Below are 16773 nucleotides of genomic sequence, written 5' to 3'. Positions count from 1 at the left end.
TTGAAGGCGCTTTGACTACCTATGAACCTCAAGCAGCTCTCTGAAACACTGGGTCTTTCGCAAACCACGGTCAGCCGGGCACTAAACGGCTATCCTGAGGTCAACGCTGAAACACGTCTGCGGGTCGAGGCTGCAGCGGCCAAACATGGCTACCGCCCCAACAGCCGCGCCAAGGGGTTGGCGACGGGCAAGTCCATGGTCATCGGTCACGTCATCCCCAGCTCATCAAGGCATGAAATGGTGAACCCGATCTTCGGAGATTTCGTTGCCGGAGCGTCAAAAACCTATGCCGAGCATGGCTATGACATGATGTTTACTAACGCCGATGACACATCGATCGAGGCGGCCTATCGCAACCTGTTTCAACGCGGGGCGGTCGATGGCGTCGTGCTTCAAGGCCCAAAGGTCAACGAGCCAAGGATCGAGGTTTTGACGCGGATGGCAGTGCCGTTCATCGTTCATGGCCGCTCAACCGGTGTGCAGGCTGAATATGACTGGATTGATGTGAACAACAAAAGTTCGTTCCAGCGCGCGACGCAGTTTCTGATTGATTTGGGCCACCGTCGCATCGCCCTGATCAACGGGTTGGAGGATATGGACTTTGCCCAACGCCGTCGCGCCGGATATTTGGACGCTCTGAAGCAGGCCGGCTTGACGCCTGATGCCGCCTTAATGCGCAGCGCCGAAATGACCGAGGTCTATGGCCATCGGGAAACCCATCAGATGCTGCAGATCGAGGAACCTCCGACTGCGATTCTGGCCTCGTCGATGATCACAGCCATAGGCGTGCGCCGCGCGCTAGAAGAAGCCGGGCTGCAGATGGGGCGAGATATTTCGGTCATCGCCCATGACGATGATCTTTCTTATCTGAAAAATGGTCAGGATGTGCCGATCTTCACTGCAACCCGATCCTCGGTTCGGGACGCTGGCGAAATGGCCGCCGAGATGCTGATCCAGCGGATCAAATCTCCGGCTGCGCCAGTGCAAATGAGGTTGCTTGAGGCCGAGCTGGTCGTCGGGCGGTCAACCGGGCCTGCGCCTACTGGGGTTCGATGATGAAATACACACGCAAAGACTTCCCCGACGATTTTCTATTCGGCGTCGCTACATCCGCCTACCAGATTGAAGGCCATGCACAGGGCGGTGCGGGTCGGACGCATTGGGACAGTTTCGCGGCCACGCCCGGCAATGTCGTTGGCGGGGAAAATGGCGCACTCGCCTGCGATCACCTGAATCGGTTCGAGGAAGATTTTGATCTGGTTCAGGATGCAGGGTTTGATTGCTACCGCTTTTCAACCAGTTGGGCGCGCGTGCTGCCCGAAGGTCGTGGGTCGATCAACCAAGCTGGGCTCGACTATTACGACCGCCTGGCGGACGCGCTGCTTGAACGTGGCATCCGCCCTTGTGCCACGCTCTACCACTGGGAGCTACCTTCGGCGCTGGCCGATCTGGGGGGCTGGTGCAATCGGGATATCGCCGGGTGGTTCGCCGATTTCACCCAAGTGATCATGGGCCGGATCGGAGACCGCATGTATTCGGTCGCGCCGATCAACGAGCCGTGGTGCGTCAGTTGGCTCAGCCATTTCGAAGGCCACCACGCGCCGGGTTTGCGTGATATTCGCGCGGCTGCACGTGCGATGCATCATGTTCTTCTGGCCCATGGCAGCGCCATTCAGACAATGCGCAGCCTCGGCATGTCCAATCTGGGCGCTGTCTTCAACCTTGAATGGGCTGAACCTGCGGATGACAGCGCCGCCGCACAGCAAGCGGCCGCACTCTATGACGGGATCTATAACCGGTTCTTTTTGGGCGGCGTGTTCAAAAAAGCCTACCCCGACAACGTGCTGGAGGGACTGGAGCCTCATTTGCCCGAGGGTTGGCAAGATGATTTCGAAACAATCGGGGCACCGGTCGATTGGTGCGGCTTGAACTACTACACCCGCAAGCTGATCACCTCGGCAGACAGTGCATGGCCAAGCCTGACCGAAGTACCCGGCCCTCTGCCCAAGACCCAGATGGGTTGGGAGATCGACCCCGACGCCCTGACCCGTTTCCTGAAAAGAACCGCAGAAGACTATACCAGTGATCTTCCGATCTATGTTACAGAGAACGGCATGGCGAGCGCCGAGCGCCAGCAGGATGATGAGCGCATCGCCTATCTGGACGATCACTTGACGGCGGTGCAACAGGCTTTGGCTGCGGATGTGCCCGTTAAGGGGTATTTCATCTGGTCTTTGCTGGATAACTACGAATGGGCTTATGGCTATGAAAAACGGTTTGGATTGGTAGACGTGGATTTTGAAACGCTGGACCGCAGACCCAAAGCCTCCTTCGCTGCCGTAAAGGCCGCACTTTCCGAGGGCGCCGCCGACCGGCAGGCCTATCGCCAGCCGTCCGGGTCTTTGCGTCCACATTGGACATTGGTGGCCGATATCGGCGGTACGAATACGCGTCTGGGCGTTGTCTCTGATGGTAGGCTGACGGCATTGCACAAGCACCCAACGGGGACCCTGCCTGATCTGCTAAATGCGTTGCATGATATTCGGGATGAGATCGGCACCGCGCCACAAGCCGTTGTCGCGGCTGGGGCCGGACCGGTGCGAGACGGGCGCATCCAACTGACGAACGCGAATTTGGACCTGTCCGAGGACGCTCTGGCCAATGCGACAGGGGCCGCTAACACCTATGTGATCAATGACTTCACCGCAGCAGCGTGGTCTGTGGCCGAAGTGACAGAGGCTGACGTATCCGTGCTGCAAGGCTCTGCCACTCCGCCGATGGGCACGCGATTGGTCGTGGGGCCTGGAACCGGTTTGGGCGTCGGTGCGCTGCTCTACTCCGAAGGGCATTTCCACACCGTGTCAGGCGAAGGCGGCCATGTTGGCCTGTCTCCGCGCACGCGGGATGAAGTCGATATCTTCGACGCCGCGCGCCATCTGGCACCCGAATGCTTTTTCGACAACAGCCTCGTACTTGAGGCTGAGATGTTCCTCAGCGGAACTGGCTTGCCAATCTTGTATCAGGCCGCAGGCATGGCGGCCGGACAGGCTCAACCTCCGGTTCGCACCGCCCGGGATATCCTGCAGGACGCACGCGACGGCAAAGACCCGATCGCCGGTCGCACTGCAGAATTGTTCATCAGCCATCTGGGTGCGTTGATGGGTGACATGGCCGTCACCGTGATGCCTGCCGGTGGCGTCTTCCTTGTTGGTGGCGTCGCCGAGAAAAACCGCTGGATGTTTGGCGAAACCTTCTGCGACGCGTTCAATGCAGGCGGGCGTTTCAGCGAGTTGCGGCAGTCGATGAACCTTTATATCTCGGAACAGGCCGAATTTGGCATTGTTGGCGCTAACAACTTCTGTAAAAATGCGCTTCAGCGATAACTGAGCGTATTTTGGAAGAGGGTGTGGGATGATCCTGTGTTGTGGAGAAGCCCTGATCGACATGATTGCTGAGCCGACCCTGTCCGGGCAGGACGGTTTCGTTCCCCATTCCGGTGGCGCTATATTCAATACCTCTATCGCTTTGGGCAGGTTGGGCGCGCCCGTTGGGCTGCTGACTGGCCTGTCCTCGGACATGTTCGGGCATCAATTGGCCGATGACCTGCGGGCCAGCCATGTAGACACGACACATGTGATTGCCTCGGACAGGCCGACCACGCTGGCGTTTGTTCAACTGAAGGACGGCCACGCGACTTACACGTTTGTCGATGAAAACACTGCGGGTCGGATGCTGCGTGCAGAGGATATGCCGCGCCAACTTCCCGCGGTTTCAGCGCTGTATTTTGGTGGCATCAGCCTTGCCTGTGAGCCTTGCGCGGATGCCTATGCCGCGATGCTGGCGCAACATGGCGCGAACTGTGCTGTGATGTTGGACCCCAATATCCGACCCGGTTTCATACAGGATCAGACCCGCTACCGCACGCGGTTGAACCAGATGATCGAACAGGCCGATATCGTCAAAGTCTCGGATGAGGATCTGGACTGGATCATCCCCGGCCCGGAAAACCACGATCAGAAAGTCCCTTTGCTGCTTCAAGCAGGCCCCTCCGCGGTCATCGTCACCCGTGGGAGTGAGGGCGCCTCGGGCTACCTGGCCAACGGTGCTGTGGTCTCAGTCCCTGTCAAAAGGGTGCAAGTTGTGGATACGGTTGGTGCGGGGGACACGTTTAACGCCGGGGTTCTGGCCTCGCTGGAACGGGCTGGCCTGCTGACAAAGCCGGGCTTAAAAGCACTGTCCGCGGATGCGCTACGCGACGCCTTGACCTTGGGCGCAGAGGTGGCTGCTGTGACCGTCTCACGCGCCGGAGCCAACCCGCCCTGGTCGCATGAAATATAGCCCTACGAAGAGTCCGAGATGAAACGATCCGAAATCAACCGTATCAAGACCGAAGCCCAGGCATTCATCAGTTCATTTGGTGCCGTTCTGCCACCTTTCGCAGATTGGACACCTGACCAGATGCGCAGCGCCCAGGCGGACAGTATTCGTGCCCATGGGCTAGGTTGGGATATCACCGATTACGGTCAAGGCAAGTTTGATGAGCTTGGGTTGTTTCTGTTCACCCTGCGCAACGGTAACGTCAGCGATCTGAGCCGGGGACGCGGTATGCTCTATGCCGAAAAACTGCTGATCTCTCGCGACAAACAGCTATCGCCGATGCATCGCCATATCGTCAAAGCCGAGGACATCATCAACCGTGGGGGCGGCGATCTAGTTATGGAAATCTATGCGTCGGACCCCGATGGCGGTATCGACCGCGACAACGCGGTCACCGTTCCCAGCGATGCCTGCCCTGTATCCATACAGCCCGGAGAGCATCTTCGCCTGAAGCCAGGCCAGAGCGTGACCTTGATGCCCGGCATCTGGCACGCCTTTTGGGCGGAAGGTGCGGATTGTTTGATTGGCGAAGTCTCAACCGTGAATGACGACCGGACGGACAACGTATTTGAAGACCCGATCCCCCGCTTTGCAACAATCGAAGAAGACACAGCCCCGGATTTCCTGTTGGTTGCCGATTACTGACTTCATTTGGAATTTCACGCTTGCCTTTTCTGACTATTTTTGTCAATTAACAGCCGGCCCAGTCAGATTCCGTTGGAAACATCGCCCGGTCCCATTTTTGCGACCGAAAGATAACCTGACATGCGAAAATCCCTCGCCGACCTGTTGGCCATGGACGCCGTTGCCAGCCGCTATGGCTGCGCATTGAGACCAAAACTGAGGCAGGCGATCGAGGCTGATCTCACTTTTCCAGCTCGCGCCGCATCACCGCGCCCTTAAACGCCGGTTGATCCCAACACACTTCCGTTAAACGTCCACCCATTGGTTGCGAAAGCCCTCGACCCCAAAAGGGAACGCGCATGAAACACTCGGCATCCGACCACACATTGCCATTCGCCGATTTTGACGGTTTCGAACGCGGTTTGCTGCCTGTCATTCGGCACTTCATCCTTAGCTTCACCGAGCCGGAAACGCAGGCTTGGCAACATGCTTTCACGGTTGCAACCGAACGCTGGGGGCGCGATCAGGGGCTGGTTCTGGCGCAGATGGTCTTCAAAGTCATCAAGGCCACGTTATACATCCGGCCTAGGGGACTAGCCTTCAACGACCCGCTTTGTGTTGAGACGCGGCACGAGCTGACATGTGACGAACGCGCCCTGTTGCGGATGCTGCATCACATGCGCCGCGACGAAACTCCGGCGGCACGCGATGCCTTGAACGAATTGACCGGAGGCTACCCGGACGCGCACCTGATACAGGCCGGTTTGACCCTAGCCAGCCAGTTCCCAACAAATGGCGCCGGACCGGGCCAACCCGCCCGCAGGCCGACCTTACGCGTGGTCGCTTAGCGCGATTCCTGCGCTTGACAATAGGAGCGTGAGCAGACTAGCTGCTTTCGATGGTTCCCGACGGCCTGTGCCTTAGGGATGAAAATGGGAATACGGTGCGGCCCAAAGGCCAATGCCGTGACTGCCCCCGCAACTGTAAGCGGAGAGCGACGCCACAAAACCACTGGCCCCTAAGGTCGGGAAGGTTGGCCGAGCAATGACCCGCAAGTCAGGAGACCTGCCATCACAGATTAACCAACCCGGGGCGGGGTGTCCCGGAAGGAGGCTCGATGGCACATCTGCGTGCTGATGCAACTCATGGCTTTTGCCTTCAATCGGCTTTTGTTCAAGTCGGCGACGCGTGCCATGGCTGATCATTTCGTCCTGATATGCGGCACCTGCAAAGGGCCGATCCCTCCGCACGAGGCGAAGGAAGCGCTGGACGGCCAGCTGCCCGAGGGGTTCTCGACACGTCTGATCGACTGTATGGCCGGGTGCGACCGCCCGATGACAGTCGGGCTGCAGGCCAAGGGCAAGGCACAATACCTGTTCGGCGACATTCAATCCCCTGCCGATCTGAGCGCATTGGCCGAGTTCGCCCATCAGTTTCGGGACAGCAAGGATGGTTGGACCAGCGCCTCGACCCGTCCTTTGGCGCTCTACACCAAAACCCTGTCGCGCATGCCCTGCCTGCCACCGGAGGGCACGGCATGAGCTTTCTGGTCGCTGAAAATCTGGAATACTACGCCCTGAACGGCGATGTTCTGCTGCGCGACACCTCGTTTACGCTTGAGGAAGGCGCGATATTGGCCGTTGCCGGCCCGAACGGGGCGGGCAAAACGACGCTGCTCAACCTCTTGTGCGGCGTCGAAAGGCTGGCTCTGGGGGATGTGCGCATTCAGGGCCAAAGCCTGCGGAAACTGTCGTCGCTGGAAAGGGCCAGACGGATTGCCGTTGTCGGCCAGCAGGAAACCCCCGATGGGCGGCTGCAACTGCGGGACTATGTGGCGTTGGGACAGATCCCGATCAGGGCCGACAAATCCGCCGAGGATCATCAGGCGGACCTGCAGCGCGTTCTCGACACCACCGAACTGTCTCATCTGGCGGACAAACAGATGGCAAAACTGTCGGGCGGAGAGCGCCAACGCGCCCATATCGCACGGGCTTTGGCGCAGAACCCCTCGCTGCTGTTTTTGGACGAACCGACCAACCATCTGGACCCGGATGCCAAGGGGCACATGCTGTCTCTGGTCGCCGAGTTGGGCGTGACGGTTGTGATGATCGTCCACGATCTGGTCATGATCCCCGAATTCGCCAGCCACGTCGCCCTGATGAAGAACGCACAGCTAACGGCCTTCGGCCCGGTCTCCGAGGTTCTGACGCCGGACCGCGTGCGCGAGACATTTGGTGTTGACTATTTGTGTTTCCAGCACGAAGGACGCGTGATCCCCGCGCTGGACATCCGAAAACGAAAGCTTTCATCTTAACAGGAGAGATTGATGAAACTGAAACTCTTGTCCGCTGCGGTCCTAAGCGCGCTGGCGGGCGGCGCTGCCGCGCAAGAGATCACCGTCGACAATTGCGGTGAACCTCTGGTGTTCGACAGCAAGCCCGAGCGGATCGTGGTTCATGACATGAACATGACCGACATGGCCTTTGCGCTGGGTCTTCAAGACAGCATCGTTGGCCTGACCGGCATCACCGGCTGGTACAAAACTAGCCCAGATTTCGACGCGCAGCGCGGTGACATTCCCGAGCTCGCTCCGAAATACCCGACGGTCGAGAACCTCGTTGCGGTCGAACCCGACATGTTCTTCGCCGGTTGGTACTACGGCATGAAACCCGGCGGTGACGTCACCCCCGACACGCTGGAGCCCTTTGGCATCAAGACCATGGTGCTGACTGAAAGCTGCATTCACCTGACCACAGACCGTCCCGAAGCCAGCATGGACCTGCTGTTTGATGACGTTCTGCGTCTCGGCACGGTCATGCATGTCGAACACAAGGCGAACGCGCTGGTCTCGGGCTGGAAAGACCAACTGGCCGCGATCGAGGCCAAAACCGCCGATCTGGAAAAACCCCGCGTCTTCCTGCTGGACGGCCCGGCCGATGCGCCCTTTACCGCAGGCAAATATGCCATTCCCGACGCGATGATCGCAGCGGCTGGCGGCGTCAACGTTACCCATGACATGGACACTAGCTGGGGCCGCACCTCGTGGGAGGCTGTCGCCGCCTCGAACCCCGAATTCCTTGTCCTGCTGGACTATCAAACCGGCAACGGCGCGGCGGATACCTTCAAGTTCCTGCAGGAACACCCGGTGATGTCGCAGACCGATGCAGTCAAGAACGAGCGCTGGATCGGCCTGCGTTACGAAGAGCTGACACCGGGACCGGCAAACATCGAAGCGATCGAGAAGATGGCAACGGCAATGCACCGGGGTAACAGCTAAGATGACGAAAACGGGCCGGGCGGTCCTGTTAGGGGCGGTCATTCTGACCGCCCTTTTGCTGCTTTCGACGATCTACGGAACTACCCCGATCCCCTTGGCCGAGGTTTTCACCGCGATTGGGCTGGGTACTGGCGTATCTGAGGGCGACATGTCCCCTCTGCACCGGATCGTCTTTGACCTGCGCCTGCCCCGCGCGTTGTTTGCGGCAGTGATTGGGGCCGGGCTGGGTGTTGTCGGGGTCGTTTTACAAACGACAACGCGCAATGACTTGGCTGACCCGTTTCTGTTTGGCCTTTCGTCCGGGGCCGCTGCGGGTGCCGTCTTGGTCATCACTGTAACAGGCGATGTTCTGGGCATCTGGACCCTGCCACTTGCGGCCTTTTGCGGAGGCCTGATCGCGTCCGGCATTGTTCTGGCCCTGGTTCAAAGCCTGCGCACCAGTGCGCCAGAGAAACTGATCCTTGCAGGCCTGGCTGTATCTTTCCTGTTTTCGGCCATCACCAACTATCTGATTTTCGCAGGCGACAGCCGCGCCGCGCATTCCGTCATTTTCTGGATGCTGGGCGGCCTTGGTCTGGCCCGGTGGGAGACCTTCCCCCTTGTCGTGCTAGGGCTGACCCTGATCCTGGGCTATTCCCTCTATCGCAGCCGCTGGCTCGACGCGCTTCTGACGGGGGATTTTACGGCCTCAACACTGGGTATTCCAGTGCAAGGCCTGCGGTTTCGGATGTTTCTGGTCGCCGCCTTGGCCACGGCCAGCTTTGTGTCGGTGGCAGGCGTGATCGGCTTTGTCGGCCTGATGGTTCCGCATATCGCCCGAGGCATTGCCGGAACGCTCCACCGCAATCTCTTGATCACATCCGCCGTCGTCGGAGCCATCCTGCTGACGCTTTCAGACATTCTGTCTCGGCTGCTTCTGGCCCCGCAAGAGTTGCCGGTGGGGATCGTTACAACCTCGATCGGGTCGCTATTCGTGTTCCTCTACCTGTTCAAATCTTCACGATCTGACTAGCACGGCCGTCATCCCAAGTTTTGCCGACGCTCAAGCCAGCTTCCCAACTCTTTTTCTGCCGAAAAGATGCTCTCACGGTTCAGTATCTGAGAGGTCATGGCCTTGGAAACCGCACGCACGCGTTTGTTGATCGCGATATCGTTGCCATCCACCGGCAGATCGCCCACATCCAGCTTTTCATAGATCGACAGCAGTCGGTTCTGCACCGTCCTCAGGGCCAGCTTGCGACGCAGCGCGATGGTCTTGTCGGGCAAACCAAGGGCGAGATCGGACAGGATTGCCAGCTCAACCTCCGTCAGCGCCTCGCCTGAGCGGCTCTGTTCCCGCTGGATCTGGTGGATTTCCCGGTCCACCATGATCTGCGCCTCGATCAGAACGGCGCGTAAGGCCAGATGCATTCGTGAGGGGCTGGCCGTCTTCAAAACATAGCCGTAGGCGGCCTCTTTCGGAACGATCCGTGCAATGCCGCGCAAATAGGCCTCATCCGAGTAGTTGGACCAGAACAGAATGCGGGTTGCAGGTCGTTCAGACCAAATGGTCCGCGCAGCCTCGATCCCGTTGCGCTCTTTCATGCGCAAGTCCATGACGATGGCTTCAACACCATTCTGTCGGGCCTGCTCTTCCCCTTCCCGGCCGTTCGAGGCGAGGCTCAGATCGGTCACCTCGGGCAAGGCATCCTGAACCAGCTCCCGCAGGTAGTTCGCGTGCATTGCATCGTCTTCGACCAGCAGAACCTTCATGCCAACACCTCGGTTTTCGGGCATTCAGAAGCCGGTAGGCAGACCGTAATCTCGGTCCCGCCATTGTAGCGGATGTCAAACTGCGCCGCGATCAGCCGGGCGCGGGTGCGCATATGCGTCAACCCGCCCGAGGCCTGCCGGATTTCAATCGCTCCCATGCTGCGCCCATTGTCCCGCACGCGAAGGCACAGCCCGTCCTGACATACAATCTCGACCTCAATCCGACTGCCCGAGGCGTGCCGGACCGCGTTGTTGATCGCCTCTTGCGCGATACGGAACAAGGCGATGCGCTTGGTTTGCGGCAGCCGGTCGACCATTCCGCCGGACAGGTCACGCACGTCAATCTCGACCCCTTCATCCGGATCAATCGCGCGTTCAAGATGGGTTCGCACGGCGTGTTGAAAGCCGAATAGCTCCAGTAGGGACGGAATTGAGGTGTCGATGATCTCACGCAATCCCTGGATGCAGTTCCTCATACTGCTGCGCAGCCCGTCCAGATCCTGAGGCGTTTCGCACCGCTCCAAATCCCGGCTAATCCGCGTCATGTCGGCCAGAGTTTGATCGTGCAAATCCATCCCGATCCGTTGGCGCTCCAGCTCTAGCGCGTCTGTCAGGCTGAGCGCCCCAAGCCGCAGCCCTTCTTCCCGCGCCTGCACCTCGGTCCGCATGATCGCCTCACGCCGAGCCTGTTCGTTCGCACGCAGAGCATAGAAATACGGGGCCAGTATGTCGGCAATATTGCGAACCTGTTCGACGGCCTGTTCATCATAGAAATCAAGCTTTTGGGATGAACAATTCAACGACCCGATCGTGCGGCCCAGAACTTTCATCGCCACATTCACCCGGCTGCGCATATTGTGTTTGAGGATGGGATCATAGTCTCCTCCTTCGAAAACATATCGCGGGTCCTCCGGCGCGTTTCCGGTCAACATGTAGTCGCAATCTCCCCGCAGGATATCGCGCACGGGCGAGACCTCGACCGGGGCGCGGGTGCGGCTCCAACTGGTGCGCAGGCCGACCTCATAGCTTGTGTTAAGCCGCCCTTCCTCGTCGATCAGGCAAACATCCAGATGGTCAATTTCCAGAATGCGCACGATCTCGGATTTGACCGACCGCAATGCGGATTTGATATCCAGATTGCCCGCCAGATGGTTCGAAATCCGCAAGTAATAGGCAAGATCGGCCATGTGTTCTCTTTCGCAGCGCCAGCCTGCCGCAACCGGCATGGGCGAGTATATCGACCAGCGGATCGAGTGTCATGCGGGTCGCCGCAGCCTATTTGCGGGAACCCGCAAGGAATGCGCGCGTCCTACTCTTACTTTGCGCGTGTCCTTTAGGAATTTTAGGCAAGTCGGCCCCGTCAGGCTGGCACCAAAATCGTGCGGCGCTTGGGCCGCTTTGGGAGGAAAACATGACACTAAAGGCCATATTGCTCGGCGCTGCGGCCGGGATCATCACCCTGACAGCCCCGGCTGCCGAAGCGGATACATCCGACAAACGCATTGCCCTGTCGAACAACTATGCAGGTAATTCGTGGCGACAAGCCATGCTGGAAAGCTGGCAGAAGAACGGAGATCAGGCCGTCGCGGATGGTGTTGTCGCCGCTGCTGACGCCTTTACGACCTCGGAAAATCAGGCCACTGAACAGGCGGCTCAGATCCAGAACATGATCCTGCAGGGCTATGATGCCATTGTGATCAACGCCGCCTCACCCACCGCAATCAATGGCGCGGTCAAGGCTGCATGCGATGCGGGTATTACGGTTGTATCCTTCGACGGCATCGTTCAGGAACCCTGCGCGTGGCGCATTGCGGTCGACTTTCAGCAGATGGGACGCGAGCAGGTGAAATACCTGGCCGAGCGCTATCCTGATGGCGGCAACCTGCTGGAAATCCGCGGTCTGGCCGGAGTGTTCGTCGATGACGAAATCAGCGCCGGTATTCATGATGAGGTGAAGAACACCAATTTCGAGATCGTGGGCTCGGTCCATGGGGATTGGGCGCAGGATGTGGCTCAGAAGGCCGTCGCCGGTATCCTGCCCAGCCTGCCCGAGATCGTGGGCGTCGTAACCCAGGGTGGTGACGGTTATGGGGCCGCGCAGGCCATCGGGGCTACGGATCGCCCGATGCCAACCATTGTGATGGGCAACCGTCAGGACGAACTTCAGTGGTGGTCAGATGAGCAGGACGCAAACGGATATCAGACAACCTCTCTGTCGATTGCGCCAGGCGTCAGCACGCTGGCCTTTTGGGTCGCCCAGCAGATTCTGGATGGGCAAGAGGTTCCGAAGGACCTGACCGTACCCTTCCTGAGAATCGATCAGGCAGATTTGAAGGACGCCCTGAAAACGACGCCTAAAGGCTCGGTCGCCAACGTGGAATACACGCAGGATCAGGCCAAAGACGTCATCGCGTCGGCCCAGTAAGCGCGTGAAGACTGACGAGAATACAGGACCCGGAGCCACTACCGCTCCGGTTGTCTCTCTGGAGCAGGCCCATCTGTCCTATGGGCCTGTTCTTGCCCTGCGTGATGCAACGTTGAGCATCAGTGCAGGAGAATGTGTTGGACTGGTCGGCCACAATGGGGCCGGGAAATCCACGCTGGCGAATGTGATAAACGGCCGCCTGACGCAAACTCAGGGCGCCGTCCACCGTCGGAACGCAGATCCCGCCCTGCGCAATAGTCAAAACGCGCAGAATGCAGGTATTCGCAGCGTGTTTCAGGAGCTGTCGCTCTGCCCGAACCTGACCGTGTTGGAGAACCTGCGCATTCCCTATCGCAACATGCCGCGCAAAGGCTGGCGGCGGGTTGCTCGACAAAAGATGCTCGACGCTTTGGATCTAGTCTTTCCCGGCCATGGCATCCACGCCCGTGTAACGGTCGGAAACCTGACCATAGCCGAACGACAGATGGTCGAGATCGCCATCGCCTTTGCCGACCGCGACCGAGAACCCACCCTTGTTATTCTGGACGAGCCAACCTCGTCCCTTGACGCCGCCATCGCGCAACAATTGCTGGACCATATCAAAAGGTTCTGCGCCAAGGGCGGCGCTGTGCTGTTCATCTCGCACATGATGGGTGAGATTTTCGAAGTCTCGACTCGGATCATCGTCATGAAAGATGGCCAGATCGTTGATGACCAACCTGCCAGGCAGTTCACCCGCGCCTCGATTGTGGATGCGATGGGGCATGTCGCGCCTGATGACGACGCCTCGGGCGCCGGACGGGCAGATCGGACCCTTGGGGCCGAGGTTGTTCGGGCGGCAAATGGGCTGAACGCCCGTGCGGGTGAGATTGTCGGTCTTGCCGGGCTTGCGGGTCACGGACAGGCCGAAGCACTGGCGCAGATCTATTTCGACCACGCTCCAAAATGGAAATCCGCACACCAACCCGAAGTGGTCTTTGTCGCCGGCGACCGTGCCCGCGACGGGTTGATGCCGCTCTGGTCGATCCTGCGAAACCTCTCGCTGACCACCCTGCCCGAGTTCAGCCGGAAAGTGATGGTGGATCGCAGCAGCGAGGCAGACATGGTTCAGACCTGGAAAGACCGTATCGGCATTCGCACTGGCAACCTGATGAACCCGATCCTGTCCTTGTCGGGCGGCAACCAACAGAAGGTTCTGTTTGCCCGCGCGCTGGCCTCCTCCGCGCCGATTGTGGTGATGGATGACCCGATGCGCGGCGTGGATGTGGGCACCAAGAAAGACGTCTATCAAATGATACAGGCAGAAGCCGCAAGAGGCCGCAGCTTCCTGTGGTACTCGACCGAGACCGACGAAATACTCGAATGTGACCGGGTCTTCGTGTTCCGCGCCGGTCAGATTGCCGCCGAGCTGGAAGGGGACGAGATCACCGAAGAGAACATCCTGAACGCCTCTTTCCAGATGCAGGAGGCCTGAGATGACCAGCGACCGTTTGCGCCTTTTGTTGCCCGTTCTGTCTCTGGCCGTCTTGTTGGGGGCCGTTTTCTACCTGCAACCCCGCGCGATGAGCTATTTTGGCCTGAACCTCCTGTTCAATCTGGCGATCCCTGTGGCCCTGGCAACCATCGCGCAGATGATGATCATCATGGTCAACGACATCGACCTGTCCATCGGCACTTTCGTCAGTTTCTGCGCCTGTGTCACAGCCACATTCGTGCATGACACGCCTCTGCTGGGCTATGGCATTCTGGCCGCTGCGATTCTGGCCTATGCCGCGCTGGGGGCCTTGATCCAACTGCGCGGATTGCCCGCAATCGTCGTAACCCTCGGCATGTCTTTCGTTTGGGGCGGTCTGGCGGTGCTGATCCTGCCCTCACCCGGCGGAGCGTCGCCCGAGTGGCTGAAAACCCTGATGAATTTCAAAACCCCACTGGTGCCGGTTGCGGTGATCGCTCCGCTGGTCGTGGCCTTAGCCGTGCATCTGTTGATCAAACGGTCCTGGGTGGGCGTGGTTCTTCAAGGCGTTGGCGGCAATGAACGCGCGATGGAGCGCGCTGGCTGGTCTGTCGTCCGCCTGCGGGCCTCTGCTTACGGGTTGGCGGGCCTGTTCGGAGTGCTGGCCGGTATGTGCCTCGTCGGCCTGACCACGGCGGCGGATGCCAATATCGCGTTGCGCTATACGCTGTTGTCGATTGCTGGCGTGATCCTTGGCGGAGGCGAATTTGTCGGTGGCCGCGTCTCGCCCTTCGGGGCCGTCATCGGCGCGCTGACCCTGACCCTCGCCGCCAGTTTCCTGTCCTTTCTGCGCCTCTCGCCAGATTGGCAGATCGGAGCACAGGGCGCGATCCTGATCCTCGTTCTGGCCGTGCGACTGTTCTTTGTCCGCAAGGCGGTCTCGGCATGAGCGACCAAACCACTCCTGAGACCGGACACAATCCCTTGCGGGCACTCCTTCAGAAACCGTGGCTCTGGGCTTATCTGGCTGCGGGGATCACCTTTGTTGCCACCAGCCTGCTGGCCGGATCCGGTGCGGGGTCGCTGCTCTATGCAGCGCTGACTTTTGCCTCCTTCTCGGCCATTGTCGGCATCGGGCAGATGCTGGTGATCACTCTTGGACCCGGCAATATCGACCTGTCTGTTCCGGCTACGATGACGTTAGCCGCCACGCTTGCGCTAAAGTTCATGGACACGCAAACCGCGCTGATCCTGCCAGGTTTGCTGATTGCAATCGGGATCGGGATTGGCTGTGGTATCGTGAACTTTGCGCTGATCCTGGTACTGCGCATCCCGCCCATCATCGCAACCCTGTCCGCCTCGTTCCTTTACCAATCGCTGGCGATCTGGTCGAACCGCGGGCTGCGTATCAAGCCGCCGGAACCCCTGGCCGAGTTCGCCTCGGGCGGGACGTTGGGGGTTCCGAATGTCGCCTGGGTCGGTATTGCGCTGGCCGTCTGTGCATGGCTGTTGCTCGAACGCGCGATTGCAGGGCGGTGGATCTCGGCCATCGGGCAGAACCTACGTGCCGCAAGGCTCAGCGGAGTTCCGGTGAACGCGGTGCGCTTTGGCATCTATGTCAACTCGGCCGTTTGTGCCGCCTTGGCGGGGTTTCTTCTCGCCAGCTTCTCAGGCGGGGCCAATCTGAACATGGGCACCGAATACATGCTGATGTCCATTGCAGTCGTCGTCATTGGCGGGTCGTCCATCGGCGGAGGCAATTCGAACGTACCCGGCATCTGGGGGGCGGCGCTGTTCATGTTCCTGATCGTCTCGATGCTGAATTCATACGGTCTGGGCGCCGGAATTCGCCTGATTTTGACCGGGCTTGTGATTGTGGGCGTGGTCACGCTGGCCAGCCGAAAGGGATATAGCGCATGAGTCATTCGCAGACATATGAGGTCATCCGTCCCGTGTTTCGGGACCTGATCCACTCCAACCTCACGCTGGCGCGGATCGCAACGGGCCATGTCTGGACAGAGGGGCCGGTCTGGTTCCCCGCGCATGAAACGTTGCTGTTCTCGGACATACCAAACGCCCACATGTATCGCTGGACCCCGCATGGCGGCACCAGCCTGTTCCGCCAAAACTCGAACTATTCCAACGGCAACACGCGTGATCGCGAGGGGCGGCTGCTGACCTGCCAGCATGCGACCCGCTCGGTGGTCCGGACCGAACATGACGGGCAACTGACAACAATGGCTGACCATCATGATGGCCGCCGATTGAATTCGCCCAACGACGTGATCACCCGTTCGGATGGTTCGATTTGGTTCTCGGATCCGACTTACGGCATTCTCTCTGATCTTGAAGGTCACAAAGCCACGCCCGAACAGGAGGGCAGCTTTGTCTTCCGCCTTGATCCGGACAGTCCGGAACCCACCATCGTTTCGCGAGATTTCGTACAGCCGAACGGGCTTGCGTTCTCGAAGGATGAAAGTCGCCTGTACGTCGCCGAATCCGGCAGCAGCCATGATCCGAACGTCCCATCAGTTCTGAAGGTTTTCGATGTCCAGCAGGACGGCCATCTTGGCGAGCCCAGCGATTTTACGGCGATTGATCAAGGTCTACCCGACGGGCTGCGTGTGGACCAATACGACAACGTCTGGTGTTCGGCGGCGGACGGGGTGCATGTGTTCTCGCCCGACGGCGAGCTGCTCGGCAAGGTCAAGACGCCCGAGACCGTCGCGAACCTGTGTTTCGGTGGCCCACGCGGCAATATGCTGTTCATCACTGCAACCACCAGTGTCTACGCAGTTCACGTGAGCACCAAGGGCGCTGTTGGCTAAGCAAATTCTGGACTTCCGATCCTCGCCTAGACATGGT

16 protein-coding genes, 1 pseudogene and 1 riboswitch are annotated in these 16773 nt (G+C 59.4%); of the genes and pseudogenes, 15 read left to right on the top strand and 2 right to left on the bottom strand.

What is annotated here, in order from left to right; all coding sequences use genetic code 11:
• Nucleotides 1-21: 21 nt before the first annotated feature.
• The 10 genes and pseudogenes from ACR3FB_RS23160 to ACR3FB_RS23115 all read left to right on the top strand — a co-directional run bounded on the left by ACR3FB_RS23160 (nt 22) and on the right by ACR3FB_RS23115 (nt 9290).
• Nucleotides 22-1056, top strand: a complete 1035-nt coding sequence (locus ACR3FB_RS23160) for a LacI family DNA-binding transcriptional regulator (RefSeq protein WP_425085367.1) — start codon at nt 22-24, stop codon at nt 1054-1056.
• Nucleotides 1056-2357: pseudogene (locus ACR3FB_RS23155) on the top strand (GH1 family beta-glucosidase); the annotation flags it as partial. The gene ACR3FB_RS23160 and the pseudogene ACR3FB_RS23155, both read left to right, overlap by 1 nt.
• 66 nt (nt 2358-2423) lie before the next feature.
• Complete coding sequence (locus ACR3FB_RS23150) at nt 2424-3383, top strand: glucokinase (protein WP_480565752.1); 960 nt, start codon at nt 2424-2426, stop codon at nt 3381-3383.
• Nucleotides 3384-3411: 28 nt separating this feature from the next.
• Nucleotides 3412-4338, top strand: coding sequence for a carbohydrate kinase family protein (locus ACR3FB_RS23145; RefSeq protein WP_480565699.1), 927 nt, complete (start codon nt 3412-3414; stop codon nt 4336-4338).
• An 18-nt stretch (nt 4339-4356) separates the two neighbouring features.
• Entirely contained in the window at nt 4357-5022 is a 666-nt protein-coding gene (locus ACR3FB_RS23140) for a D-lyxose/D-mannose family sugar isomerase (RefSeq protein WP_480565697.1), read from the top strand.
• Between the two features lie 338 nt (nt 5023-5360).
• Nucleotides 5361-5849 (top strand): hypothetical protein, encoded by a 489-nt coding sequence (locus ACR3FB_RS23135; RefSeq protein ID WP_480565693.1) that lies wholly within the window; start codon nt 5361-5363, stop codon nt 5847-5849.
• A 34-nt stretch (nt 5850-5883) separates the two neighbouring features.
• Nucleotides 5884-6088, top strand: a riboswitch (cobalamin riboswitch).
• Between the two features lie 106 nt (nt 6089-6194).
• Nucleotides 6195-6542 (top strand): DUF1636 family protein, encoded by a 348-nt coding sequence (locus ACR3FB_RS23130; RefSeq protein WP_480565692.1) that lies wholly within the window; start codon nt 6195-6197, stop codon nt 6540-6542.
• A complete protein-coding gene (locus tag ACR3FB_RS23125; RefSeq protein ID WP_480565690.1) occupies nt 6539-7315 on the top strand; it encodes an ABC transporter ATP-binding protein in 777 nt (258 codons plus the stop codon). The genes ACR3FB_RS23130 and ACR3FB_RS23125 overlap by 4 nt, the downstream gene beginning before the upstream one ends.
• Before the next feature lie 12 nt (nt 7316-7327).
• Entirely contained in the window at nt 7328-8278 is a 951-nt protein-coding gene (locus ACR3FB_RS23120) for an ABC transporter substrate-binding protein (RefSeq protein ID WP_480565688.1), read from the top strand.
• Nucleotide 8279: 1 nt separating this feature from the next.
• Nucleotides 8280-9290 carry a FecCD family ABC transporter permease gene (locus tag ACR3FB_RS23115; protein ID WP_480565686.1) on the top strand — a complete coding sequence of 337 codons (1011 nt, stop codon included), beginning with the start codon at nt 8280-8282 and terminating at the stop codon, nt 9288-9290.
• A gap of 8 nt (nt 9291-9298) precedes the next feature.
• Here ACR3FB_RS23115 and ACR3FB_RS23110 read toward each other — a convergent pair whose 3' ends face one another.
• Nucleotides 9299-10054 (bottom strand): response regulator transcription factor, encoded by a 756-nt coding sequence (locus ACR3FB_RS23110; protein WP_480565684.1) that lies wholly within the window; start codon nt 10052-10054, stop codon nt 9299-9301.
• A complete protein-coding gene (locus tag ACR3FB_RS23105; protein WP_480565682.1) occupies nt 10027-11217 on the bottom strand; it encodes a GAF domain-containing sensor histidine kinase in 1191 nt (396 codons plus the stop codon). The genes ACR3FB_RS23110 and ACR3FB_RS23105 overlap by 28 nt, the downstream gene beginning before the upstream one ends.
• Before the next feature lie 224 nt (nt 11218-11441).
• On the opposite strand from ACR3FB_RS23105, the gene ACR3FB_RS23100 reads away from it, so the two are divergent.
• Genes ACR3FB_RS23100 through ACR3FB_RS23080 form a run of 5 tightly spaced genes read left to right on the top strand, consistent with a single transcriptional unit; the run spans nt 11442 to nt 16736 of the window.
• On the top strand, nt 11442-12455 hold the full coding sequence (locus ACR3FB_RS23100; protein WP_170641301.1) for a substrate-binding domain-containing protein: 1014 nt from the start codon (nt 11442-11444) through the stop codon (nt 12453-12455).
• A 4-nt stretch (nt 12456-12459) separates the two neighbouring features.
• Nucleotides 12460-13929 carry a sugar ABC transporter ATP-binding protein gene (locus ACR3FB_RS23095; RefSeq protein ID WP_480565680.1) on the top strand — a complete coding sequence of 490 codons (1470 nt, stop codon included), beginning with the start codon at nt 12460-12462 and terminating at the stop codon, nt 13927-13929.
• Nucleotide 13930: 1 nt separating this feature from the next.
• Nucleotides 13931-14857, top strand: coding sequence for an ABC transporter permease (locus ACR3FB_RS23090; protein ID WP_480565679.1), 927 nt, complete (start codon nt 13931-13933; stop codon nt 14855-14857).
• The gene (locus ACR3FB_RS23085) at nt 14854-15828 is read left to right on the top strand and encodes an ABC transporter permease (RefSeq protein ID WP_480565678.1); all 975 of its coding nucleotides are present in this window, start codon (nt 14854-14856) and stop codon (nt 15826-15828) included. The genes ACR3FB_RS23090 and ACR3FB_RS23085 overlap by 4 nt, the downstream gene beginning before the upstream one ends.
• Nucleotides 15825-16736 (top strand): SMP-30/gluconolactonase/LRE family protein, encoded by a 912-nt coding sequence (locus ACR3FB_RS23080; RefSeq protein ID WP_480565677.1) that lies wholly within the window; start codon nt 15825-15827, stop codon nt 16734-16736. Before ACR3FB_RS23085 ends, ACR3FB_RS23080 begins: the two co-directional genes overlap by 4 nt.
• The last annotated feature ends 37 nt before the right edge of the window (nt 16737-16773 follow it).

The organism is Ruegeria sp. AO1 (assembly GCF_056535985.1).
Note: the sequence above shows the minus strand (reverse complement) of the source record. Positions and strands in the feature narration are given on the sequence as shown.